The 24,400-nt window shown below is 30.7% G+C and carries 29 protein-coding genes; 14 read left to right on the top strand and 15 right to left on the bottom strand.

The annotated features are described in order from the left end of the window. The 12 genes from QZ357_RS00320 to QZ357_RS00265 form a co-directional block, all read left to right on the top strand. The coding region (locus QZ357_RS00320; protein WP_290770589.1) for a UDP-N-acetylmuramoyl-L-alanyl-D-glutamate--2,6-diaminopimelate ligase at positions 1-1,145 on the top strand (1,145 nt) is incomplete at its 5' end. 12 nt (positions 1,146-1,157) lie between these two features. Further along, entirely contained in the window at positions 1,158-1,712 is a 555-nt protein-coding gene (locus QZ357_RS00315) for a hypothetical protein (RefSeq protein WP_290770587.1), read from the top strand. A gap of 14 nt (positions 1,713-1,726) precedes the next feature. Then, the gene (locus tag QZ357_RS00310; RefSeq protein WP_290770586.1) at positions 1,727-1,966 is read left to right on the top strand and encodes a hypothetical protein; all 240 of its coding nucleotides are present in this window, start codon (positions 1,727-1,729) and stop codon (positions 1,964-1,966) included. Next, positions 1,956-3,029 carry a 3-phosphoserine/phosphohydroxythreonine transaminase gene (gene serC / locus QZ357_RS00305; protein WP_290770581.1) on the top strand — a complete coding sequence of 358 codons (1,074 nt, stop codon included), beginning with the start codon at positions 1,956-1,958 and terminating at the stop codon, positions 3,027-3,029. The genes QZ357_RS00310 and serC overlap by 11 nt, the downstream gene beginning before the upstream one ends. A gap of 13 nt (positions 3,030-3,042) precedes the next feature. Next, positions 3,043-4,209, top strand: coding sequence for a phosphoglycerate dehydrogenase (locus QZ357_RS00300; protein ID WP_290770578.1), 1,167 nt, complete (start codon positions 3,043-3,045; stop codon positions 4,207-4,209). Next, complete coding sequence (locus QZ357_RS00295; protein WP_290770575.1) at positions 4,202-5,437, top strand: NAD(P)/FAD-dependent oxidoreductase; 1,236 nt, start codon at positions 4,202-4,204, stop codon at positions 5,435-5,437. The genes QZ357_RS00300 and QZ357_RS00295 overlap by 8 nt, the downstream gene beginning before the upstream one ends. Positions 5,438-5,570: 133 nt before the next feature. Next, positions 5,571-6,002, top strand: a complete 432-nt coding sequence (locus QZ357_RS00290) for a hypothetical protein (RefSeq protein ID WP_290770573.1) — start codon at positions 5,571-5,573, stop codon at positions 6,000-6,002. Between the two features lie 70 nt (positions 6,003-6,072). Beyond that, a complete protein-coding gene (gene cmk / locus QZ357_RS00285; RefSeq protein ID WP_290770571.1) occupies positions 6,073-6,726 on the top strand; it encodes a (d)CMP kinase in 654 nt (217 codons plus the stop codon). A 3-nt stretch (positions 6,727-6,729) separates the two neighbouring features. Beyond that, positions 6,730-7,323: a 1-acyl-sn-glycerol-3-phosphate acyltransferase gene (locus QZ357_RS00280; RefSeq protein WP_290770569.1), complete on the top strand. Its 594-nt coding sequence runs from the start codon at positions 6,730-6,732 to the stop codon at positions 7,321-7,323. A gap of 1 nt (position 7,324) precedes the next feature. Further along, positions 7,325-9,322 carry a bifunctional 4-hydroxy-3-methylbut-2-enyl diphosphate reductase/30S ribosomal protein S1 gene (locus QZ357_RS00275; protein ID WP_290770567.1) on the top strand — a complete coding sequence of 666 codons (1,998 nt, stop codon included), beginning with the start codon at positions 7,325-7,327 and terminating at the stop codon, positions 9,320-9,322. Between the two features lie 82 nt (positions 9,323-9,404). Next, the gene (gene hxlA / locus QZ357_RS00270) at positions 9,405-10,034 is read left to right on the top strand and encodes a 3-hexulose-6-phosphate synthase (RefSeq protein WP_290770566.1); all 630 of its coding nucleotides are present in this window, start codon (positions 9,405-9,407) and stop codon (positions 10,032-10,034) included. A 46-nt stretch (positions 10,035-10,080) separates the two neighbouring features. After that, positions 10,081-10,965 carry a tyrosine-type recombinase/integrase gene (locus QZ357_RS00265; protein WP_290770565.1) on the top strand — a complete coding sequence of 295 codons (885 nt, stop codon included), beginning with the start codon at positions 10,081-10,083 and terminating at the stop codon, positions 10,963-10,965. Between the two features lie 264 nt (positions 10,966-11,229). Here QZ357_RS00265 and QZ357_RS00260 read toward each other — a convergent pair whose 3' ends face one another. From QZ357_RS00260 to QZ357_RS00240, 5 genes are all read right to left on the bottom strand, one after another. Next, positions 11,230-12,396, bottom strand: a complete 1,167-nt coding sequence (locus QZ357_RS00260) for an iron-containing alcohol dehydrogenase (RefSeq protein WP_290770563.1) — start codon at positions 12,394-12,396, stop codon at positions 11,230-11,232. A 33-nt stretch (positions 12,397-12,429) separates the two neighbouring features. Continuing rightward, positions 12,430-12,897, bottom strand: a complete 468-nt coding sequence (locus tag QZ357_RS00255; RefSeq protein ID WP_290770561.1) for a flavodoxin — start codon at positions 12,895-12,897, stop codon at positions 12,430-12,432. Positions 12,898-13,036: 139 nt separating this feature from the next. Next, complete coding sequence (locus tag QZ357_RS00250; RefSeq protein ID WP_290770559.1) at positions 13,037-15,181, bottom strand: Tex family protein; 2,145 nt, start codon at positions 15,179-15,181, stop codon at positions 13,037-13,039. A gap of 52 nt (positions 15,182-15,233) precedes the next feature. Then, positions 15,234-15,575: a branched-chain amino acid transporter permease gene (locus tag QZ357_RS00245; protein ID WP_290770558.1), complete on the bottom strand. Its 342-nt coding sequence runs from the start codon at positions 15,573-15,575 to the stop codon at positions 15,234-15,236. Then, positions 15,568-16,272, bottom strand: coding sequence for an AzlC family ABC transporter permease (locus QZ357_RS00240; RefSeq protein ID WP_290770556.1), 705 nt, complete (start codon positions 16,270-16,272; stop codon positions 15,568-15,570). Before QZ357_RS00240 ends, QZ357_RS00245 begins: the two co-directional genes overlap by 8 nt. A 105-nt stretch (positions 16,273-16,377) precedes the next feature. Between QZ357_RS00240 and QZ357_RS00235 the strand changes: the two genes are divergently transcribed. Continuing rightward, entirely contained in the window at positions 16,378-17,439 is a 1,062-nt protein-coding gene (locus QZ357_RS00235) for a tyrosine-type recombinase/integrase (RefSeq protein ID WP_290770554.1), read from the top strand. 175 nt (positions 17,440-17,614) lie between these two features. Here the strand turns inward: QZ357_RS00235 and QZ357_RS00230 are convergent, their stop codons facing one another. Then, on the bottom strand, positions 17,615-17,953 hold the full coding sequence (locus QZ357_RS00230; protein WP_138268971.1) for a LysM peptidoglycan-binding domain-containing protein: 339 nt from the start codon (positions 17,951-17,953) through the stop codon (positions 17,615-17,617). 173 nt (positions 17,954-18,126) lie between these two features. Between QZ357_RS00230 and lexA the strand changes: the two genes are divergently transcribed. Further along, complete coding sequence (lexA, locus tag QZ357_RS00225) at positions 18,127-18,768, top strand: transcriptional repressor LexA (RefSeq protein ID WP_290770552.1); 642 nt, start codon at positions 18,127-18,129, stop codon at positions 18,766-18,768. A 27-nt stretch (positions 18,769-18,795) separates the two neighbouring features. Here the strand turns inward: lexA and spoVAE are convergent, their stop codons facing one another. From spoVAE to thiI, 9 genes are all read right to left on the bottom strand, one after another. Beyond that, the gene (spoVAE, locus tag QZ357_RS00220) at positions 18,796-19,152 is read right to left on the bottom strand and encodes a stage V sporulation protein AE (protein ID WP_290770550.1); all 357 of its coding nucleotides are present in this window, start codon (positions 19,150-19,152) and stop codon (positions 18,796-18,798) included. 10 nt (positions 19,153-19,162) lie between these two features. Further along, complete coding sequence (gene spoVAD, locus QZ357_RS00215; RefSeq protein ID WP_290770549.1) at positions 19,163-20,179, bottom strand: stage V sporulation protein AD; 1,017 nt, start codon at positions 20,177-20,179, stop codon at positions 19,163-19,165. A 2-nt stretch (positions 20,180-20,181) separates the two neighbouring features. Next, positions 20,182-20,628 (bottom strand): stage V sporulation protein AC, encoded by a 447-nt coding sequence (spoVAC, locus tag QZ357_RS00210; RefSeq protein ID WP_290770547.1) that lies wholly within the window; start codon positions 20,626-20,628, stop codon positions 20,182-20,184. A gap of 64 nt (positions 20,629-20,692) precedes the next feature. After that, a complete protein-coding gene (locus QZ357_RS00205; protein WP_290770545.1) occupies positions 20,693-21,445 on the bottom strand; it encodes a sigma-70 family RNA polymerase sigma factor in 753 nt (250 codons plus the stop codon). After that, positions 21,438-21,902 carry an anti-sigma F factor gene (gene spoIIAB / locus QZ357_RS00200; RefSeq protein ID WP_290770543.1) on the bottom strand — a complete coding sequence of 155 codons (465 nt, stop codon included), beginning with the start codon at positions 21,900-21,902 and terminating at the stop codon, positions 21,438-21,440. Before spoIIAB ends, QZ357_RS00205 begins: the two co-directional genes overlap by 8 nt. Beyond that, a complete protein-coding gene (locus tag QZ357_RS00195) occupies positions 21,889-22,233 on the bottom strand; it encodes an anti-sigma factor antagonist (RefSeq protein ID WP_290770541.1) in 345 nt (114 codons plus the stop codon). The genes spoIIAB and QZ357_RS00195 overlap by 14 nt, the downstream gene beginning before the upstream one ends. A 181-nt stretch (positions 22,234-22,414) precedes the next feature. Then, entirely contained in the window at positions 22,415-22,588 is a 174-nt protein-coding gene (locus tag QZ357_RS00190) for an alpha/beta-type small acid-soluble spore protein (protein WP_290770539.1), read from the bottom strand. 79 nt (positions 22,589-22,667) lie between these two features. Then, positions 22,668-23,153 carry a MerR family transcriptional regulator gene (locus QZ357_RS00185; protein WP_290770538.1) on the bottom strand — a complete coding sequence of 162 codons (486 nt, stop codon included), beginning with the start codon at positions 23,151-23,153 and terminating at the stop codon, positions 22,668-22,670. 91 nt (positions 23,154-23,244) lie between these two features. Further along, positions 23,245-24,399 carry a tRNA uracil 4-sulfurtransferase ThiI gene (gene thiI, locus QZ357_RS00180; RefSeq protein WP_290770536.1) on the bottom strand — a complete coding sequence of 385 codons (1,155 nt, stop codon included), beginning with the start codon at positions 24,397-24,399 and terminating at the stop codon, positions 23,245-23,247. Between the last annotated feature and the right edge of the window lies 1 nt (position 24,400).

The following is a 24,400-nucleotide window of genomic DNA, read 5'->3' as shown; positions in this document are numbered from 1 at the left end:
AAAAAATAAAGTTAATAGGTATAAGTGGAACGAACGGGAAAACGTCTTTTTGTGATATAGCAAATACTCTTTTTTCAAATTTAGGATATAAAACGGATTATATAGGTACTCTAGGGAGAAAGAATACAAAACTTGAGGGTCAAGTTATAAGAACGACTCCAGAAATAACAGAACTTACAAAAGATTTTGACGAAATGGCAAGTAGTAAAACCGATTATTGTTTTCTTGAAGTTTCGTCTCACGGGTTGGTTCTTGACAGAGTAAGTTATCTTAATTTTTATATTGGTGTTTTTTCAAACTTATCAATGGATCATTTGGATTTTCATAAAACTATGGAAGAATATTATCAAGCAAAAAAGAAACTTTATTATATGGTTGATAATTTCAGCATCATTAATACAGATGACGAATACGGAAGCAGACTTTACACAGAACTTAAAAACGATAAAAAAGAAGTTATATCATTCGGAATAAACGATAAATGTGACTATCGTATAGAAGTAAAAGAACTATCACTGGATAAATCTTCTTTTGAGCTTATAAACGGTAAAAGAAAATATTATTTTGAAATAAATTCAATAGGTAAATTTAATATTTATAATGTAGTTCCTGCCATTATCATAGCGCTTAAAGAGGGGATAGATTATAACAAGATAAAAGATGCAATATTAAATTATCACGGTACAAACGGCAGGATAGAAAAAGTCGGTGAAGATATATTTATTGACTATGCTCATACACCGGATGCGATGGAAAATGTGCTTAAACTTATAAGAGAAGTAAGTGATAAGAAAATAACCCTGGTGTTCGGATGCGGAGGAAACCGTGATCATGGAAAAAGACCTATTATGGGTAGTGTTGCTCAAAAATATGCAGACAATATAATTTTAACTATGGATAATCCTAGAAAAGAAAGAAATGAAGATATAATAAAGGATATATTAAATGGTATTGAAGATAAAAGTAAAGTTAAAATTATTTATGACAGAAAAGAAGCTATAGATACGGCAGTTAAAAATAAGTTAAAAAATAAAGAAGAAATACTTTTGATTCTTGGTAAAGGACACGAAACATACCAGGAAATCGGAGACAAGAAATATTACTTTTCGGATAGAGAAGAAATAAAAAAATCATTACAATTTTAAAAGAGTTTTTATATGGAAAATAAGAATATTTATATAGTGCTTACAAGCACAAGGACATTTTTAGCGAGAATAATACGTTTTGTTGTCGGAAAACCTTATAATCATGTATCGATATCTCTTGATATCGGACTGGATGAGATGTATTGTTTCGGAAGAAGGCGACCAAAAAATCCCCTTATTGCAGGGTTTATAAAAGAAGATTGGGAAACAGGTTTTTATGCAACATTTCAAGATATTCCATGTTTGGTATATGAGTGCAGTGTGGACGAAAGAATTTATAATAATATAAAAGAAATTATAGATGAATTTTATAAAGATAGATACAATTATAAATTCAATATTCTCGGGCTTATAGGTAACGGAATAGGTTTTGATATAAAAAGAGAAAAGCATTATTATTGTGCCGAGTTCTTATCTTATTTATTTGAAGAAAGCGGTCTTTATTCATTTAACGATGCCCATACCAGAAGACGCCCTATGGATTTTGAAGGATTCATGAACAGTAAGTTGATATACGAAGGATATATAAATGATTATAAGAAAATAGCAGAACATGTAATAATGTAATTAAGGATTTAAATATGAAATTGATTTTAGCAGTTCTTGCCGGTTTGATTTTTATAGTTTTTGTTTTTCTATATGCAAGAGGATTTTATTTAAAATATATGAAAAGATTTGATAACACCGCGAGGCATTACGGATACAGAAACTTTAAACATCTTGAGCATGAAGGCAAGAAAGAAGAAAAAAGATTACTCAGGGAAATTGAAAGAAAAAATAAATTAAAAAGAGAGGAATGGTTAAGAAGACATGGCAGATAAACTGAACTTTTCCGCATCTTCTCCGGTTATACCCAAAGATGTGATATCCAGAATAACTTCAAATATAAACAATTTTTATTCAAATGGATTTTCTGCTTTGGAACTTAACTATAAAAATCCTGTTTTTATAGATCTTATGAATGATACAGTTTCTTTATTTAAGGAACTCCTTGATTTAAATGATGATATGGAAGTGTTATTCATTAACGGAGGTGCCAGTATACACTTTGCGATGGTTCCCCTTAATTTTGCTTCCAAAAATGAAACTGTAACCATGATAAACAGTGATTTATGGACAAATAATGCTGTTATTGAGGCTGAAAAATATACAAATGTAAATCAGATTAATCTGATGAATAACCACGGACCTCTTCCTAAAATAACAAAAAAAGATATAGACGAAAATTCTAAATATTTGTTCATGTGTACAAATAATACATCTTCCGGATCCAAATTCAATAAAGACAAAATACCGAAGATAGGAGATATACCTCTTATTGCGGATATGACATCGAACCTTTTAAGTGAAAGTTATAATATAAATGAGTTTGCTCTTTCTTTTGCAAGCTGTGCAAAAAATATGGGTACAAGCGGTATGAGTGTAGTTATAATAAAGCGAAATATGCTTGAAAAAGAAACTGATAAAAATATTATGAAAATACTGTCATATAAGGACTATTTTTACTCCGACAATTCCTTTACGACACCGAATACTTTTTCTTTGTATATAATATACGAAATGCTGAAGTATTTAAAAGAGTTCGGCGGTGTAAAGGAAATGGAAAAAGTAAATATAGAAAAATCTAATTTGCTTTATGATTTTATAGATGAGAGTGAATTTTACGGTAATGATATTGTAAAAGAAGACAGATCCGTCACTTCGTTGGTATTTAATGTTAAAAATACTGATGATTTTATAGAATGTGCAAAAAAAAGTGATATAATAAATATCAGTAAATCAATAAAAAATGCCGTACGAGTAGGGTTATACAACGGAGTGACTCTATGTGATGTAAAAAAATTAATTGACTTTATGTATAAATATGAAAAGACAAACAATTAAGGAGAGATAAATTATGTACAAAATTAAAACATTTAACAAAATTGCAAAAGAAGGACTTAATTTACTTGGTGAAAATGTAAAAGTTGAAGACAATGATAATTATGACGGTATTATACTTAGAAGTTATAACTTAAATGATGAAAATATATCTGACAGTTGTAAAGTTATAGCGAGAGCAGGTGCCGGATACAACAATGTTCCTGTAGAGCAGTGTACCGAAAAAGGTGTTGTTGTAATGAACACTCCAGGAGCAAATGCCAATGCCGTAAAAGAACTTGTATTATGTGCATTTTTACTTGCTGCAAGAAATGTTACAAAAGGTGCCAACTGGATTCAAACATTGGATAAAAATGATGATGTGGCAAAAATAGTTGAAAAAGAAAAATCAAACTTTAAAGGTAACGAGCTTTTAGGCAAAAAAGTAGGGGTAATAGGTTTGGGAGCGATTGGAGTATTGGTTGCGAATGCACTGGATGCTCTCGGTATGGAAGTTTACGGTTATGACCCTTATTTATCTGTTGAGCATGCTTGGAGTATAAATAAAAATATAAACAGAAGTTATGATTTAGAAAGAATATTCCAAAGATGTGATTTTGTAACTATCCATGTACCTTTAATGGACTCTACAAAAGATACTGTAAATAAAGAACTTCTTTCAAAAGCAAAAGATAATATCAAAATAATAAACCTTGCCAGGGGTGGACTTGTAAATGACGATGCTATATTGGAAGCTGTTGAAAGTGGAAAAGTAGCCTGTTATGTAACGGATTTCCCTAATGAAAAACTTTTGGGAAATGAAAATATAATTTGTATTCCTCATCTTGGAGCTTCAACACCGGAATCAGAAACAAACTGTGCTGTTATGGCGGCAAGACAGGTAAGAGAATATTTGGAAAACGGTAATATTAAAAACAGTGTAAACTTTCCTGAATGTGATTTGGGACAAATGGCTTCTAAGGCAAGAATATGTATAATCCATAAAAATATCCCTAATATGGTAGGACAATTTTCATCGTTACTTGCCAGCAATGATGTCAATATTGCAAATATGATTAATAAAAGCAAGGGTGAAAATGCTTATACTATGATTGATATTGACAGTGATGTCAGTGAATATACCGAAAATACATTGAAAGAAGTAAAAGGAATAATTTCCGTAAGAGTTTTACATAATGACTAAAAAAGATGTAATAATCATAGGAGGGGGAGCTAGCGGCTTGATGGCAGCTATCTCCTCTTTAGAATGCGGTAAAAAAGTTACGATTATTGAGAAAAACGAAAAAGCCGGTAAAAAGATTTATATTACAGGTAAAGGCAGATGTAATCTTACAAACAATAAAGATATTTATGAATTTTTTGATTACATAGTGAAAAATAAAGAGTTTTTGTACAGTGCTCTTTATACATTTGACAATAAAGCGCTTTTAAATATGCTTAATAAAAACGGGCTTAAAACAAAAACGGAAAGAGGCGACAGGGTTTTCCCCGAAAGTGACAAGGCAAGCGATGTTACCAAAACTTTGCTTAATATAATAAAAGGGTATAAAAATTGTGAGATTTTGTATAATACCGAAGTAAAGGATATGTTGATTGATAATGGCTGTGTAAAAGGTATTGTTATCAAAGGTGGGGAAAAGTTATATGCGGATAATGTTATTCTTGCCACAGGAGGAAAGAGTTATCCGGCGACGGGAAGTGACGGTTATGGGTTTATTATGGCAAAAAAATTGGGACATACCATAGAAAAGCCTGTTCCGGCTTTGGTACAATTGTTGTCTTCTGACAAATGGGTTCATGAGTTGATGGGACTGACATTAAAAAATGTCAATGTAGAATTGATAGAAGGAAAGAAAACAAAAAGAAGTATATTCGGTGAACTTCTTTTTACTCATAAAGGAGTGTCAGGTCCTACGGTACTTTTTTTAAGCAATTTCATAAATATGGATAAAACATATGATACCAAGATAAAAATTGATTTAAAGCCTGCTCTTGAAATTAAGACTTTGGAAAAAAGACTTCTTAAAGATTTTGAGTCAAACAACAATAAAATGGTTAAAAATTCTCTTGATTTGCTGTTGCCTAAATCGTTGGCTTTAAAAGTAATCGAATTGAGCGACATAGATAAAGAAAAACAAATAAATCAGATTACAAAAGAAGAAAGAAAGATTATATTAAAGCTTATCAAAAATCTAGAGATAAATATTACAGGTTTGGGAGACTTTAAAGAAGCGATAATTACAAACGGAGGGGTAAATGTTAAAGAAATAAACCCTTCGACAATGGAATCAAAAATTATCAAAAATTTATTTTTTGCCGGAGAAATCATAGACGTTCATGGAGTAACCGGAGGATATAATTTGCAGATTGCCTTTTCCACCGGGTATTTGGCCGGACAAAATTTACACTAAGAACACATATTATTTGTGTTCTTTTTTTATATATACTTTATATTATCATCAAATAAAAGAAATGGATTGTATACGTAATAAGTATTTTTTTTATATTAAGGCATAGAATATAAGTAGGAAACAGGTGGTAAATATGGTATATAAATTTGAAAAATTTATTGTAAGTGTTATAGTGATTTTAAGTATTGTTTGTATAGGTCTTAATATTATGAACAGAAACGAGATTATATCCACTGTAAGCAATAACACTTCAAACGAAACAAAACTGGTAAATTCAAGCAATTATATAAAAGCAGGCGTAGTAAAAATGTCTTTAAGTTCTCCCAAAAACGTTAAAATTTTAGTAAACGGTGAAGAAAACTTCAATTATACTTTAAAAGATAATATAATGACATTGGCTGTAAAGAATAAAGATGTTGTGGAAATTGATTTAAGAAGGTACAAAGAAGAGGAGCTAAACGTATTGATACTGAAAGTATCTGAGAATATAAAAAATCCTTTAAACGGTAAAAAATATACGTTTACAAAGGGAATCAATAAACTTTTTGATGTTAAAATAGAGTAAAAATGCTTGTTAAAAAGATAAACTTATTATATAATAAATTGTAATATTTATAATTATTTTGAGGTATTGAATGGATAATATAATAAATATAGCTATTGACGGTCCTGCCGGGTCAGGAAAGAGTACTGTAGCAAAAATCATAGCAAAAAAATTAGATATAACGTATCTCGATACAGGGTCTATGTATAGAGCTTTCACATATTATGCTATTGAAAATAATGTAAAGCCGGAAGATGAAGAAGGTATAAATCATCTTTTAAACAATATAGATTTAGTGCTTGATAAAGATGATGTATTTCTTAATGATCAAAATATTACAAAAGAAATAAGATATGAAAATATAGATAAAAACGTATCTTTATATGCCGCTATAAAACAAGTAAGAGAAAAAATGGTATTCATACAGCGTGAAATATCAAAAGGGAAAAGCGTTATAATGGATGGCAGAGACATAGGAAGCGTTGTTTTACCTGATGCAGAATTTAAGTTTTATCTGGATGCGTCTGCTGAAGAAAGAGCAAAAAGAAGATACCTTCAAAATATTGAAAGAGGAAAGGAAGTTCCCTACGAAGATATTTTGGAAGATATCAAGCGAAGAGATGAAAATGACAAAAACAGAGAAGTTGATCCTTTGATAATTTGTGATGATGCTTTGGTTTTGGATACTTCTGATATGAATATTGAAAATGTTGTTGAATTTATTATAAATAAAGTTAGTAGGTAATATATGTTATATGATATTTTAAGACCTGTAATAAAGGTTTTATTAAAAATTGTATATAATGTCAAAGTCACAGGGCTCGAAAATCTTCCCGGTAATGAAGAAGCTTACATAATATCGGGAAATCATATCCATATTTGGGATCCTGTTTTAATGGCTGTGCAAATTAAAGGTAGACATCTCCATTTTATGGCAAAGGATGTCTTATTTAAATCCAAATTTTTAAATTGGTTTCTACATAAAGTATACGCAATACCGGTAAAAAGAGAAGATAATGATATTGTAGCAATAAAAACCGCTATTAAAGTACTTAAAAATAAAGAAGTTTTAGGCCTTTTTCCTGAAGGAACAAGAAATAAAACGGATAAAGATATGCTTGAACCCAAAGGTGGATTGGTTTTACTTGCAACAAGAATGAAGGTTCCTGTTGTTCCCGTAGGAATAAGAGGAGAATATAAATTCAGAAAGCCTCTTGTGATAAATTACGGCAAACCGATTTATTTGGATAAATATTACGGTAAAAAGCTCAGCGGTGAAGATTTCATAGAAATATGCAAAAAAGAAATTTATCCTGAAATTATAAGATTAAAGGAATTATAAAATGAATATAATAAAAGCAAAAAGTGCAGGATATTGCTTTGGCGTTAACAATGCCGTAAATATGGCATATGAGGCAAGCCAAAACAAAAAAAAAGTGTATACGCTGGGACCTTTAATACATAATGCGTTTGTTACGAATGAACTTAAAGAAAAAGGCGTGGATATAATAGATGATTTAGATAAAATTGATGAGGGCACGGTAATTATCCGTTCTCACGGAGTCGGTAAGTATATTTACGATAAAATAAAAGCAAAAAATTTAAAACTGATCGACGCAACCTGTCCTTATGTAAAATCTATTCAAAATAAGGTTGAAAAATATCATAATAAAGGTTATACTATAATAATTGTAGGAGATAAATCTCATCCTGAAGTAATAGGTGTAAACGGCTGGTGTGAAAACGAAGCCCATGTCATTTTTTCAAAGGAAGAAGCCGAGCTTTTTAATACGGACAATAACGTTTGTATTGTTGCTCAGACTACAATAATAGAATCTCTTTTTAATGATATAGTAAATATTATTGAAGAAAATTGCGCAAATGTTGTAGTATTCAATACGATATGCAATGCAACAAGCGTAAGGCAAGAAGAAGCCAGTTTGATAGCATCGGAAGTGGAAGCTATGGTAGTTGTTGGTGATACTCATAGCTCAAATACAAAGAAATTGGTTGAAATAAGTAAATCAAAATGTAAAAATGTTTTCTTTGTTGAAAATGCTTCGGATTTGGACGATGCTATAAAAGAATATAAGAATATTGGACTAACGGCTGGAGCATCTACACCAACCCAGTTAATAGAGGAGGTAATGAATACTATGGATAACAACATGGTGGATAGTTTTGAAAAAAACATCGCAGAATCAATGAAAGAATTTAGAGAAGGGGATATAATAGAAGGTGAAATCGTTGCTGTTGACCATAACGAAGTAACAATGAATATCGGTTACAAATCTGACGGAATTGTAAAAAAAGCTGATTATTTATATGACCTAATGGAAGATTTAACTACAAAAGCTGCTAAAGGTGATAAAGTTAAAGTTATGGTTATGAAAATGAATGACGGAACAGGTAACGTTTCTTTGTCAAAAATAAAAGTTGACGAATTAAGCGCTTTGGATGAAGCAAAAGAAAAATTCGATTCAAAAGAAACTGTTAACGCTAAAATCACAAAAGTGGTTAAAGGCGGATTAATAGTTGACTTAGGATTCGTTAAAGCTTTTATGCCTGCTTCTTATTATGATGTAAGATTCATAAAAGATTTTGACAGTTTACTAGGAAAAGAAGTAGAATGCAGAATTGTGGAATTTGATAAAAACAAAAACAAAATTATTGTTTCTAGAAAAGTTCTATTGGAAGAAGCTTACAAAGAAAGAAAAGCAAAAGAAAAAGAATTAAAAGATGCTGCTATCTCAGCTCTTGAAATAGGTAAAGTTGTTGAAGCTCCTATTAAAAACATAACAAACTTCGGTATGTTTATTGATTTAAACGGAGTTGATGGTTTTATTCATATTTCAGACATAGCTTGGAAAAGAGTAAACAACATCAATGACTTATATAAAGTTGAAGATACTGTAAAAGCAGTAGTAACAGAACTTGATAAAGATAATTACAAAGTTAAATTAAGTCTTAAAGATTTAACAAAGGAACCATGGCAAGAATTTATTGAAAATTATTCAGTAGGTCAAACAGTTCCTGCAAAAATAAAAAATACTACTAATTTTGGTGCATTTGCAGAAATTATTCCTGATGTTGAAGGTTTAATTCATATTTCTCAGTTATCACATGACAGAGTAAATAAAGTTGAAGATGCAGTAAAAACCGGTGATGAAGTAACTGTTAAAATTATTGAAATCAATAAAGACAAAAGAAAAGTTTCTTTAAGTATTAAAGAAACTATGGATCCACCAAAAAGAAAGATTGAAAGAAATAAATTATATCACAAAGAAGACAGCAACGTTACATTAGGTGATATTTTCGGAGATCTTTTAAAATCTGAATAGTATTTAATGTTTCCCCGTATCTTTTTTGATGCGGGGATTTTTATTAAAATTGTCAATTTAATTTAAATAAGGAGATTTGATAATGAAAAAATTACAAATAGCTTTTGACGATAACAAATTGGAAGAATGTATTGAAATAGGCAATATGGTCTATGATTATATAGATATTATTGAATTCGGTACTCCTATGGTGTATAAATATGGTGCGGAGGGTGTGAAAGAATTAAAGAAGCATTTCCCCAATAAGAAAGTTCTTGCAGATTTTAAGATTATGGATGGCGGTGCACTGGAAACTCAAATTGCTTTAAAGGCAGGATCAGATATAGTTACAGTGCTAGCTCTTGCCGATAATATCACCATTGAAGATTCTTTAAAAGAAGTAAAAAAAGAAAATAAAGAATTGCTGGTTGATTTGATAGGAGTAGAAGATTTAGAAGCTAGAGTAAACTATTTAGATAATTTGGGTGTTGATTATATATGTGTGCATACAGGTGTTGATGTGCAAAAAACAGGGGAAAGTCCTTTAGATACACTTAAAAAAGTGAACCAAATGGTAAAGAACACTAAAATCAGTGTTGCCGGGGGGATTAACATTAATACTGCAGAAGATATAAGTAAAGCCGGAGCGGATGTTGTTATTGTCGGTAGCGGTCTTGTAAAAGCAGAAAACCCTCTGTATACTGCAAAACAAATAAGAGAATTAATAAAATAACGAAAGATATATTCACTAAATAAATATTTAGTGAAGTAGTTGTAAAATGGAAAATAAACTTATAAATGAATTTTTGAAAAATAATAATATGTCAACTTCATCAAATAAAGGATATGCTTATGATTTAAATACTTTTCTTTCCTTTATGAAGAAAAGAAATCATATTGATAATTTAGACGTTAAATACGAAAAAGATTTTTATTTAAGTCTTAATAATATTGATATGTATGCTTATGTTGATTACCTTAGAAAAGAACTCAATAATTCTGATAAAACCATTGCAAGAAAAATATCTTCAATTAAGAATTTTTATAAGTTTGTAAATAATAAATTCAGCAGTACAAATGAAATAGTTAGTTTTAAATTCAGATATGATAATTCAAGTTTAAAAAATGAAACGCTAAATAATGAGCAGATAAGAGATTTAATAGATTATGTAAAAAATATTGAACCGGAAAAGAATCAAATAATAATTTTTCTTATGTTATTCAATGGACTTACGGTCAAAGAAGTTCAAAATATAAAAACCGGGGATATTTTTGATAATAATATCATAATAAACAAAAACAGTGAAAATGAGAGAGTTATTAAAATAAATGACGCTCTCAGAGCCATTTTAAGCCGTTTTTTATTTTCGAACGACCAATTATACCTGTTAAACAGTCCTTCAAATCCTGAAAAACCAATATCCACAAGACGTATTCAGGAAATCGTTAAAAACGCTCTTAAGAGAATCGGAATAGAAGAAAAAGGGATAAGCAGTAATATATTAAGAAATACTTCAGTTAAAATGTTGAAAGAATATAACAATGCAGGTTTTAATGAAATAAAATCCTTTCTTGGACTTAAAACAGATAAACAGATTGAAAGATATTTAAAGGATGAAAAAGAAGAAATTGATATGAATAAAAATCCTTTTAGTAAATTTTAATTAATAAAGTTAAAAGGGGTAATTGTAAAATATTTCAGAATGTTATAAATATAATTATATTTATGTCATATAAGACGCCAAAACATTGATAATCAAAGGATTTGAGGAGATGTATAAAAATATGTTAAATATAGTATAAAATACAGTCAATTCTATGTTAAAGTTGTCTTTAGTGGAAAGTTGATTGAAAACTATTTATGTTCCCTTTAAAATATTATTTTTTATATAATAAAAAAAACGATTCAATTAAGAACCGTTTTTTTATTACAAACTTTCTTTAAGTATTTTAACGATTTCGTCATGTTCAAGCTTTTTGTAACCGCCTTCCATAACAAATGTACTTTTTACAATATCTTCAATCATATCTTCTTTAACGCCCAAATCCGTTATATTCATAACAAGACCGATTTCTTTCATCCATTCTTCCATCTTGTCAAGACCTTCTTTTGCAATTTCTTCGTCTGTTTTGTTTTCAGGATTTACTCCCCAAACGTTTATTGCAAATCTTTTAAATTTATCTAAACCGTATGGACAAATATAACGGTAATATGCCATTGAAACTGCAGATAAAGTCATTCCGTGTGTAGCATCGGTATAAGCCCCTACTGCCTGACCTATCATATGAACCATCCAGTCCGTAGTCTTTCCTTTTGCAATAAGAGTATTTAATGCCCATGTAGCAATCCACATTATATTACTTCTTGCCTCGTAATCTTTTGGATTTTTTACGGCAATTCTAGAGCTGTGAATTAAAGATTTAAGAAGACCTTCGCTTATATAATCCGAAGTATTGTCATCATTACCGGAAAAATATTGTTCCGTAATATGGTTCATAATATCGTAAAAACCTGCTATCATTTGATATTGAGGAAGCGTGTATGTAAATTCCGGATTTAAAATTGAGAATTTAGGGAATACATTTTCACCAAATACATGACCTATTTTTAGTTTTTGTTCATGATTTGTAATTACTGCTCCCCCATTCATTTCAGAACCTGTTCCTACCATTGTAAGTACACATCCTACCGGAATAATTTTATTATCTACATCTTCCATTCTTAAATAATATTTATCCCATGGATCTTCATTGCAGTAAGTCGAAACTGAAACAGCTTTTGCATAGTCGCATACAGATCCTCCCCCTACCGCAAGAATTAAATCTACATTGTTTTCTTTTGCTATTTTACATCCTTCATAAAGTTTTTCAACCGTTGGATTTGGCATTACTCCGGGATCTTCAAAAATGTTTTTGTCATTTGCTTTTAAGATTTCGATTACCTTATCATATATGCCGTTTTTCTTTATTGAACCACCGCCATAGCTAAGCATAATATTTTTACCATAATTTTTTAACTCTTCGTTTAAATAATTTAATGAGTCTTTACCAAAGTATAATTTGGTAGGATTAGAGTATGAAAAATTTCCTAACATTTTATTTTATTCTCCTTATTATAAATTTATTTCTTAAATAAAGCTTTCAAAAGCTTCCTTTGTGACATTTCCGTTTAAAAGTTTTCCTTCTTTTATGACAGTTTCGGAAGATACGCTTTTTTCCAAATCTTTTGCAATACCGCTTAAACCGCTTCCTCCTGATGTGGCAAACAATACAATTGTTTTGCCTTTAAAATCATAACTTTCAAGAAATGTATTGATAATTGTAGGTGCGGTATACCACCAAATAGGAAAACCCAAAAATATTACGTCATAATTTTCAATATGAGGATTATTGTCAATAATTTCGGGTCTGTATGATTTGTCATTCATTTCAACAGAACTTCTGGAATTTTTATTTGTCCAGTCCAAGTCCTTATTTGTGTAAATTTCTTTAGGTTCTATTTCATAAATATCGCAATTTAAAGTTTCAGCAAGCATTTCCGCTTTTCTTTTTGTTGTACCCGTTGCAGAAAAATAAGCAACCAATAAATTTTTCATGTTTTTTTGCCTCCTTGTTTTCTTTCTGATTTTAGTCTATCACCTGGAGCTTACTCCATGTCAATACTTTATTTGTATTTTTTTAATAAATTTTTCTAACAAAATAAAAAGACCTAAGTTAATTTAGGTCTTTTTATTACTACATAATCATCGAAAGGGAAATTCTTCCTTTCTTTTTATCTACGTCGGTAACGGTTACTTCAACTATATCCCCTGTTTTAAGTTTATCGCTAGGGTGTTTTATAAATGAATTTGATATTTGAGATATATGAACAAGTCCGTCTTGATGAACTCCTATATCTACAAAGGCTCCAAAATCAACAACATTTCTTACCGTACCCATAAGTTTCATACCTACAATTAAATCTTCCATTTCCATTACATCGCTTCTTAAAATAGGTTTTGGAAGTTCATCCCTTGGGTCTCTTCCGGGTTTGATTAATTCTTTTAGTATGTCTTTAAGTGTTGGTATACCCACTTCACATTCATTTGAAATATTGTTAAGTCCGATTTTTTCGGCTTCTTCCGTTATTGATTTTATGTTTTCTGTGTTAATGTCTTTTAGAGTATGTCCTGTAAGTTCAAGAACTTTCTTTGCCGCTTTGTATGATTCAGGGTGAACTCCTGAGTTATCAAGAGGATTTGAACTTTCCGCAACTCTTAAGAAACCTGCACATTGCTCATATGATTTCTTACCAAGTTTCGGAACTTTTAAAAGCTCGCTTCTTTTTGTATACATTCCGTTTTCTTCTCTGTATGCTACGATATTTTTTGCAACGGCACTGCTTACTCCCGCAACATATTCAAGCAATGATACAGAGGCTGTGTTAAGGTCTACGCCAACGCTGTTTACGGCACTTTCGACAACACCTGTTAATGCTTCATTTAATTTAGCCTTTGGCATATCGTGTTGATACTGTCCAACTCCTATGCTTTTTGGGTCTATTTTTACAAGTTCCGCAAGAGGGTCTTGAAGTCTTCTTGCTATTGAAACGGCACTTCTTAAGGCAACATCATAATCAGGGAATTCTTTTGCCGCAAGTTTTGAAGCTGAATAAACAGACGCTCCGGCTTCACTCACAACAACATATTGAACCTTTGTGCCTTTTATTGTATCGGCAACAAATTTTTCTGATTCTCTTGACGCTGTTCCGTTACCTATTGAAATAACTTCAACGTTATGTTTACTTATTAAATCTTTAATTATCTTTTCGCTTTCTTCGATTTTGTTATGTGGTGGTGTTGGGTAGATTACGGTTGTGTCAAGGACTTTTCCCGTTCCGTCCACTACCGCGATTTTACAGCCTGTTCTGTAAGCAGGGTCAAGCCCGAGAGTTACTTTGTTTTTTACGGGTGGCTGCATTAAAAGCTGTTTTAGGTTTGTAGAAAAAGTCTTTATTGCACTTTCATTTGCGCTTTCCGTCAAATCACTTCTTATTTCTCTTTCAATAGATGGGAAAATTAGTCTGTCGAAAGCATCAATACAAGTTTCTTTTAAATATTCATATGCACTGCTTTTTGTATTTTTTATAACGTATTTATGGATTATACTTAAAGCTTCGTCTTTATTAAGCTCTATATTGACCTTTAAGAATCCTTCTTTTTCTCCTCTGTTTAAAGCTAAAACTTTGTGTCCTTGAAGTCTTTTTATATTTTCGGAAAATTCATAATATGTACTGTATACACTGTCTTCATCTTTAGTGTTTTTGCTTATTATTTTACCTTTGTTTCTGATTAAATTTTTAAGTTCTTTTCTTATGTTTGCATTGTCTGAAATGTTTTCAGCGATTATGTCAAGCGCACCTTTAAGGGCTTCTTCCTCATCCTTTACGCCTTTTTCTTCGCTTATATAAGCTTTTGCTATTTCTTTTATATCCTCTAAATTTACTTCTTGTGAAAGGATAATATCGCTTAATGGCTCAAGACCTTTTTCCTTTGCAATTGATGCTCTTGTTTTCCTTTTTGGCTTATAAGGCCTGTATAAATCTTCAACTTCAGATAATGTATTTGCGTTATTTATTTCTTCTTCAAGTTCTTTTGTAAGTTTATCAAGTTTTTTAATAGAACTAATTACTTCTTCTTTTCTTTCTTTTAAGTTTCTTAAATATCCAAGTCTTTGTGTAACTTCTCTTAAAAGCTGGTCATCCATTGAACCTGTAAGTTCTTTACGGTATCTTGCTATAAAAGGAACAGTATCCCCCTTATCAAGCATTTCAATTACATTTTCAATGTGTTTTGGTTTTCTGTCAAATTCTTTTGATAATATATTTATTATTTCTTGCATGTTTTACCTCTTTTATATAATCTGCTTCACTAAATAATTATTTCGTGAAGTTTTAAACGAATATATATTGTACCATTATCATATATACCACTGTTGAACCGAATATACTTATAAAATTATTTCTTTTCCATACATGTAGCCCTATTGCAAGTATTACACAGAATATTTCAGGTATTCCATAAGGATAAGAAATAAGAGAAGTATCTTTTAAGCAGTATATAAGTAACATTGCCATCATTGCCGGCGGAAGAACTTTACCAAGATATAAAACCGTATCATTTGGTTTTTTGTTTTTTCCTGAAAAAAGTACAAAAGGAACAGCTCTTGTAAAGAACGTAATTCCACTCATTATTGCAATTGCCATCAATCCTTGAAAGAGAGTATATTTATTCATTTATTATCCCCTCCTTTTCAAGTTTTTTCCTATCTCCCATTAAAAGAACCATTATTGCTATGATTGCAGGTATCATCATATTATCAGGTCCAAAAATAAATAAAGTTACTAAAGCACAGATACCTCCTATAAAAATCGGTACTTTTGATTTAAGGTTAAACCATTGTTCTGTGCAAAGAACGCAAAATAGTGCTATCATGGCAAAAGATACACCTTCTGTGTTTATATTTATAAGCGAACCTATGGTTGCACCAAGAATTGAACCTATAATCCAGTAAGAATGGTCTAAGATAGATATGTAAAAATAGTAGTTTTCTACATCGTCTTTTACACTTTCAGGAACGGTTGAAGAAGTTAATAGCGCATATGTTTCATCAGTTAAACCAAAAATCATATATACTTTCTTAAAAAAACTTATATCTTTGAATTTTTCTATTAAAGAAAGTCCATAAACCATATGTCTAAAATGAACAAAAAGTGTCATAAGTGCAACACTTATCATACTCATTCCTGTTTGAAACATCATAACAGCCAAATATTGAAGTGTTCCTGCGTATATAACAAGAGACATTCCCCCTGCCCATATAAAATTAAGCCCGATACTTTGCATCATAAGTCCGAACGCAAGCCCTATTGACAAATATCCAAGAAGTACAGGCATGGTTACTTTAAAAGCTTCCTTAAATGTCTTACTCATTCAATACTCCTTTGTAAACTAAACTTTTATTATTATAGCATACAAAGCTTTGAATTTTCAAAATATTGTAATATAATTGTTTATATAATTATTTTGGAGGCTAAAATGGCTGATTACAGTAAAGAAATGTCAAATAAATTAAACATTAAACTGAGAAAACAAATTGAATGTCTTCCTTCCTTTGTAAATACATTTTTCAGAGGAATTTCCGCAAATACCTCCATAAAAACAAGAATAGCTTATGCGATGGATTTGAAAATATTCTTTGAATATTTAATAGAAAATCATCCTAAATTTACACATTATAAAGATATAAAGGATATAAGTTTAAGGGATCTTGATTATATTAAGGCAGTTGATCTTGAAGATTTCAGCGAATATCTGTCTTATTACACAAAAGGTCATTATAAAAACGATGAAACAAAGGTAAGTTTATCCAATTCAAACAGAGGAAAAATGAGAAAACTTTCCACCCTTCGTTCTTTTTATAAATACTATTTTAAAAAAGAACTTATAAAAACAAACCCTACTGTTCTTGTGGATTTACCAAAAAATTATGAAAAACCGATTGTAAGGTTAGAACCTCATGAGGTTGCCAATTTACTCGATGAGATAGAAAGCGGTAAAAACCTTACTCCTTCACAACTGAAATACCACAATAAAACGAAAGTAAGAGATCTTGCAATTGTTACTTTGCTTGTTGGAACAGGAATTCGTATAAGTGAATGCGTCGGAATGAATATAAACGATGTGGATTTTGACAATAACAGTTTCGTCGTAACGAGAAAAGGCGGAAATAAAACAATATTATATTTACCTGAAGAGGTAAGAAATGCTCTTTTGCGTTACTTAAAAGAGAGAAAAGAGAAAGATGATAACGAAGAAGAAGCTTTGTTTTTATCCCTACAAAACAAAAGAATGACACAAAGCTCCATACAAAAAATGTTAAAGAAATACACTCAAATCGTTGTACCCCTTAAAAACATTTCTCCTCATAAGTTAAGAAGTACTTACGGTACAAACTTATATAAAGAAACCGGAGATATTTACCTGGTAGCAGATGTTCTCGGACATAAAGACGTAAACACAACAAAAAAACATTATGCAGCAATCGAAGAAGAAAGAAGAAAAATTGCAGCTAGAGTTACAAAACTAAGAGAAGATTAATATAATTAATTATAAATATACTAAAAAAAGACTGACAGTCAGTCTTTTTTTAGAGTTTACAATATGTTTATATTATCCCTAAAGAGGGTCGGGAGCTAATATATATCGAGCATATATTCATATTAAAAATCAAATATTAGATAATTTGTTCGATTGCTATGTTAAAAAAATAAAATTAATAAGTTGGAAGTTTAATTGTCTGTCCGACATTTAAAGAATATCCTTTATCAAAATTATTTAATTTCTCAATATTATATATAGTTTCTCTTACATCTGTTTTTTCATCAGTAATGTTTTGTGCTATATCCCATATAGTATCGTCTGCTTGAACGGTATAAACTTTATAATGTACGTCATATAAGTTTTTAGCTTTAATATTATTCATAAAAGAAGGAATCATAGCAATTATAAACATAATCATAACAGTACAAATGATTCTTTTTCTTAATCTTGCTTTTCTTCTTCTTATCATTCTCATTCTTCTTTGTTTGTTTAAATTATTTCTTTGATTCATTTTTTTGTCCCCCTATTAATATAAAAGAACTTTTGTTCGTTTTCTATGGTCGTATTATACCAAACAGTTGTTCTATTTGTCAATATTTTTAGAACAAATTTTTGAAAAATATAGAACATAAGTTTGACAAGGGCATGAATTTATGTATAATATACTTATAGGAGGTTTATGTTATGTACAATGATTTAACAAAAATACAAATAAAAATATTGGATTTTATAAAAGCGGAGTTAAAAGATAAGGGATATCCTCCATCAGTAAGGGAGATAGGCTCAAATGTAGGTTTAACATCAACCTCATCGGTTCATAACCAATTAAACAATCTTGAAAAAAAAGGATACATAAAAAGAGGTATATCAAAACAAAGAGCCATTGAAGTAATAGGGTTTTCACCGTATCAAAACAATGAAGAGAAAATAGACGAAGTCAGTATAGTCGACGATATAATAAATGTACCAATCATAGGCAACGTTGCTGCGGGTACACCGATACTTGCGGAAGAAAATGTTGAGGACACATATCCCCTTCCAAGTGCATTTATAGGAAAAAACGAATGTTTTATGCTGAATGTAAAAGGTGACAGTATGATAAGTGCGGGTATCTTAGACGGTGATATGGTTATAGTAAAGAAACAAGATACCGCAAATGATCATGATTTGGTGGTTGCTTTGATTGAAGATGAAGCAACTGTAAAAACTTTTTTCAAAGAAAAAAACAGAATAAGGCTTCAACCCGAAAATCCGGCTTATGATCCCATATATTCAACGGATTGTAAAATTGTCGGAAAAGTAATAGGAGTTATAAGAATGATGTAATAAAAAAGAGAAGAAATTTTCTTCTCTTTATTTTTTTGTTTTTGGTGAAAATATAACGGCAAATATATATCCGAATACAATAGCCGCCGTAATTCCTCCTGCAGTGGCAGTAAGAGGTCCTGTCAGAACTCCCAACAACCCGTCTTGACTTACGGCATACACGGTACCTTTTACGAGGCTGTAACCAAAACCCGTAAGAGGAACTGTGGCACCTGCCCCTCCAAATCTGACTATTGGCTCATATAATCCAAGTGCCGTCAATATAACTCCGGCAACGATATATATTACCAAAATCTGCCCGGATACAAGCTTTGTGTTATCCATTATAATTTGAGCTATAAGGCACAATATCCCGCCGGTTATAAAAACATATAAGTAATCCATTTTTGTCTCCTTAAATCAAATTTTCTATGGTTACGGCATGTGCTATACATGGAATATTTTCTTTTTGCCCGGTTGATACAGGACTTAACAATGCACCCGTAGCGACAAGTAAAATCTTATTTACTTCTTTTTTCTTTAATTTATCGAATAAATAACTTCCAAATACGCTTGCACTGCATCCGACACCGCTTCCTCCGCACATAACATCCTGATTTACTATGTCGTAAATCAAAAGTCCGCAGTCCTTATATTTATTTTCTATATTTATTCCCTTTTCTTTTAAAAAGTCTTTTGTTATTTTATAACCAACATCACCTAAGTCTCCCGTTACAACCAAATCATAATCATCTATGCTCTGATCGGTATCCTCAAAATGAGTCATTATTGTGTCACATGCCGCTATAGCCATTGCACTTCCCATATCATTTGGGTCACTCTGTCCGAAATCCATCACTTTTCCTACTGTCATATGTGTTACACAAGGACTCTTACAACTCTCCTTTTCCATTAATAAAGCGCAGCTTCCCGTAACTGTTCGTTGTGCACTGGGAGGAGATTGGGTACCAAGTTCCAAAGGAAACCTGTACTGTCTTTCTGCGGTGGAGAAGTGACTTGTAGCACTTATTATTCCTTTATTTATGAAATCACCGTCAAGCATTACAGAGGCTATCTGAATGGCTTCTACAAAGGTAGAACATGCATTGTATATACCCCAGTAAGGAATTTTCAAATCTCTGGCGGTTAAATTTGTTGTGATGATTTGATTTAACAAATCTCCGCCGATATAAAGATCCACCTCTTCCCTTTGAAGATTATTACTGTCTATTAAAGAAAGTATGTTGTTAAGACACATCATGTGTTCCGCTTTTTCAAAAGAATTCTCTCCAAGCAAATCGTCTTTCATTATTTCATGAAAATAGCTTTTTAAAGGACCTTCTCCTTCAACAGGTCCTACAATAACTCTCGTATCAGAAATATTTATGTTTGCATCAAATTTATAAGTTTGTTTTCCTATTTTTTTACTCATGTTTACCTCGTTAAAATAAAATATATTAACCCAACCAATGAACTTGAAGTTATACCGAATACTATGACCGGTCCTGCAATTTTAAACATATTGGCCGCCATACCAAAAATATATCCTTCTTTTTGAAACTCCATGGCACTGGATACTATACTGTTTGCAAATCCCGTTATCGGAACTATAGACCCTGCACCGGCTTTCTTTCCTATATTGTCATATAATCCAAGTCCGGTAAGAAAAGATCCTATAAATACCATAACTATCGATGTCATATTTGATGCTTCCAACATAGAAAACCCCTTGGATGAAAAGAAGTCATTTACAAATTGACCTATCATGCATATTATGCCTCCTACAATAAAGGACATAATCAAATGAGACTTATTTGCCTTTGGTTTATTTTTTTTTACAATCTCTTCATATTGCTTTATATTTTCTTTGTTCGTTTCCATCAATAAACTCCTAAGTAAAAATTTATTATTATTTTTCCCCAAAAATAGAAAAACTTTCAAAAAATTAATTTTCGAAAGTTTTTTTTATATTATTTATTATTTTTTTCTCCAGTCTTGACACTTGTACTTGAGATAACTTAAGTATATCGGCTACCTCTTTTTGTGTTTTGTTTTTAAAATATCTCAAAACGATTATTTGTCTGTCTCTTTTTTCAAGGTTCATAATTGCATTTTTCAAGTCCAATTTTTCAACAATGATTTCATTATTGTCTTTTTCGTCCTTTATTTTGTCCATCAACAAAACGGATGATTTATCGTTTTGGTGTATCTCCTTACTTAACGACTCCGGTTGCTTGCACGCTTCCAAAGCCATAATCAAATCTTCTTTTGATACATCTATTTTTTCACTTAAATAATCAATATCGGGCTCAGCTCCGTTTTTCTTTATATATTCCTCTCTTATACTTTTTGATTTTAAATATATATTTTTTAAATTTCTTCCTACTTTTATTATTCCTTCGTCTCTGAAATACCGCTTGTATTCACCGTTTATAACATATACCGCATAAGTGGAAAATTTAGTATTAAATTCAAAATTAAATCTTTTTATTGATTTTATAAGTCCTATTGCACCTATTTGAAATAAATCATCATAAGGAATATTAAAAGACAAATACCTTTTTAATATAGAATTTATAAGAGGAGTATTGATTATTACCAACTCTTCCAGTGAATTTTTATCTCCGTCTTGAGCTTTGATTATGAGTTCTTTTATTTCATCTGAAAAATAATCAATTTTAGCAGAGGTATTACTCATTATATGTATTACCCTTAGAACTTAAAATTTTTTTTGTCATAACCAGAGTTGTACCTTTTCCTTCTTCTGAACATACATTTAATTCATCCATAAAGCTTTCCATTATAGTAAACCCAAGCCCCGAACGTTCAAGTTCAGGTTTTGATGTAAAAAGAGGTTCTTTGGCTCGTTGAATATCTTTTATTCCAACACCGTCATCAATGATTTTTATGGTCACTTCTCTGTCTCTTATAAATGCTTCCAATGTGATGATATTGTTTTTTTCGTTGTTATATCCGTGTATTATGGAATTTGTAACCCCTTCGGAAACACTGGTCTTTATATCGTTAAGCTCGTCCATTGTCGGGTTTAAAGGGAGTATGAAACTGGAAATTATAAGCCTTGCCAAAGATTCATTTTCCGATATGCTTTTGAATTTTACATTTAAATAATTATCTATGTTGTTACCTGTTTTCATATTTTTCTATTCCTTCCTCCAAAGTGTTAAATAAATCAAAAATCGAGAGTATTCCCGACATTCTTAGAATTTTTATTATTTGCCTGTTTTTTGTCACGATTCCGCATTTTCCCTTGTCATTATGTACTTTTTTATACCTTCCCATAAACAATCCTATGCCCGCAGAATCCATAAAGGATATATTGCTCAAATCAAAAATCAGATTTTTAATTTCTTTTTTACATAATGCATAATCTATATTTTCACGTATTTCCATTGTTCCATGATCATCCAAATCTCCTGAAATATTAACAATTAAGATATTATTGTCTATATTAATTTCAAAATTCATTATTTAACCTCTCTATATTATTTTTGCCTACATTATATTACCAATAACGATATGTAGAATTTTGAAAAAATTAGAGTTATGACAGGTTTAATTTAATCTTGAGAATCATATGTAAAAAAAAAAATAAAAAAAGGAAGCAAAATTTTTTGCTTCCTTTTATATCATACAAATGATATCTTACTTATTTCATAGAATTTTCGTAAGATTCAACCATTCTTTTAACCATTTCACCACCGATTGAACCGGCTTCTTTGCTTGTTAAGTTACCATTATATCCATCTTGAAGATTAATGCTAAGTTCACTAGCAACTTGTTTCTTAAATTGGTCTAAACCTTTTTTAGCTTCTTTATTCATTTGTTTCACCTCCATTTATAAGTGTTATAATTCTATTATGGACGGATTAAACAAAAATACACAGGTACATTTTTCCAATTTATTCGAATCTAAACAAGCTGCGTTTTTTCGCTTGTTTCAGCGCATTGTATTTTTCTTTCAACACTGATACTTCATAAGTTCTCTCTTTTAATTTCATTTTCAGTCTCGCATTTTCTGCAATAAGTTCATCCCTTTGTTTGAAAGTATCCTGTTGCTTTAAACTCTCAATTTCCTCCCTTAAAGAGTTAATTGTTTTAATAAGACAAGTAATATTATTTTCTTCTTTAACAGGATTTTCTTCTTCTATTTCTTCAAAAATAATTTTTTCTTTGCCTTCTGTCAGGGTTTCTTTAATTTCTTTATTCTTTTTTCCTTCGCCCTTTAAAGCTTCGATATATCTGAAAATATCTATTTCTTTTGTCGTATAGTACCTTCTGTTGTTGCTGCTTCTGGGTATTTTCAGTTCGAATTCATCTTCATAAAATCTGAGTAAATAAGGCTTACAATTTAAAATATTGGATGCTTGTGTAATAGTATATTTCAAAACTTTACTCCTTAAACTGTTGTTTTTATATATATTACTTCAAATAATTTAAAAAATAAGCCTTATTTTGTCGTTTATTCAGTTTTAATTTTTATAATTTTAAAATTTCTATATTATTTACAGCTTCTTCAACCAGTTCATCAATATCAAGCTTTGCTTCTTCTTCCAAAACACGTGAAAGTTTTGGTTTTATTATAGGATGTTTAGGTACGAATATAGTACAACAATCTTCATATGGTCTTATTGAAATATCGTATGCCCCTATTTTTCTTGATATATCGACTATTTCCGTTTTATCAAAAGCAATTAAAGGACGGAGTATAGGAAGAGAAGAGCATGCATTTGTACAAGATATGCCTTCTATGGTCTGCGATGCCACCTGTCCTAAACTTTCGCCGGTAATTAACGCTTTTAAACCAAATTTGTCTTTTAACATATTTGATATTTTTATCATAAATCTTCTGAGAATTACTGTAAGGTATTCTCCCTCACAATTTTGAATAATAGCTTCCTGTATTTTTGTAAGACTAATATTCACAAGAGTTATTCCCATATTATAGTCGCTTAGAACTTCTGCCAAATCTTTAACCTTTTCTTTTGCGTCCATACTTGTAAAAGGATAACTGTGAAAATGCAGCCCCACAATTTTCATTCCCCGTTTATTCATTAAATAACCTGCAACCGGAGAATCGAGTCCGCCTGAAAGAAGAAGTCCGCCCACTCCGCTGCTGTTTACGGGAAGTCCTGCATTACATTTAATGTCGCCCGCATATACATAAGCATTTTCTCTGATTTCCACCTTTAAAACAGCATCCGGATTTTTAACGTCAACTTTAAGATGTTCTGTGTTTATAAGCACGTAAGCACCAACGTCTTTACTTATTTCAGGCGATTTCAACGGATACTTTTTATCGCTTCGTTTTGTTTCCACTTTGAAAGTTTTATAATCATTTTCTTTCATTATTTTAAGTGCTGTTTCCTTTATTTTATCCATGTCTTTTTCGACTTCGTAGCACTTGGTCAAATAAACGATTCCGAATACCTTTTTTAGTCTGTTTATTATATCTTCTTCATTTTCTTCTTTGTATCCGCTTACGATAATCCTGCTTTGTATCGTATGTACCTTTATGTTTTCGAATTTTCTAAGAGAAAGTCGTATATTTTTCGCAAGCAAATCTATAAAGTACTTTCTGTTAAGACCTTTTAAACTTATTTCTCCATACTTTACAATTATCATTTTTTTCATA

It is taken from the genome of Anaerofustis sp. (assembly GCF_019420015.1).
GTDB lineage: Bacteria > Bacillota > Clostridia > Eubacteriales > Anaerofustaceae > Anaerofustis.
The sequence above is the reverse complement of the archived record's forward strand: the minus strand, read 5'-3'. Positions and strand labels throughout refer to the sequence as shown.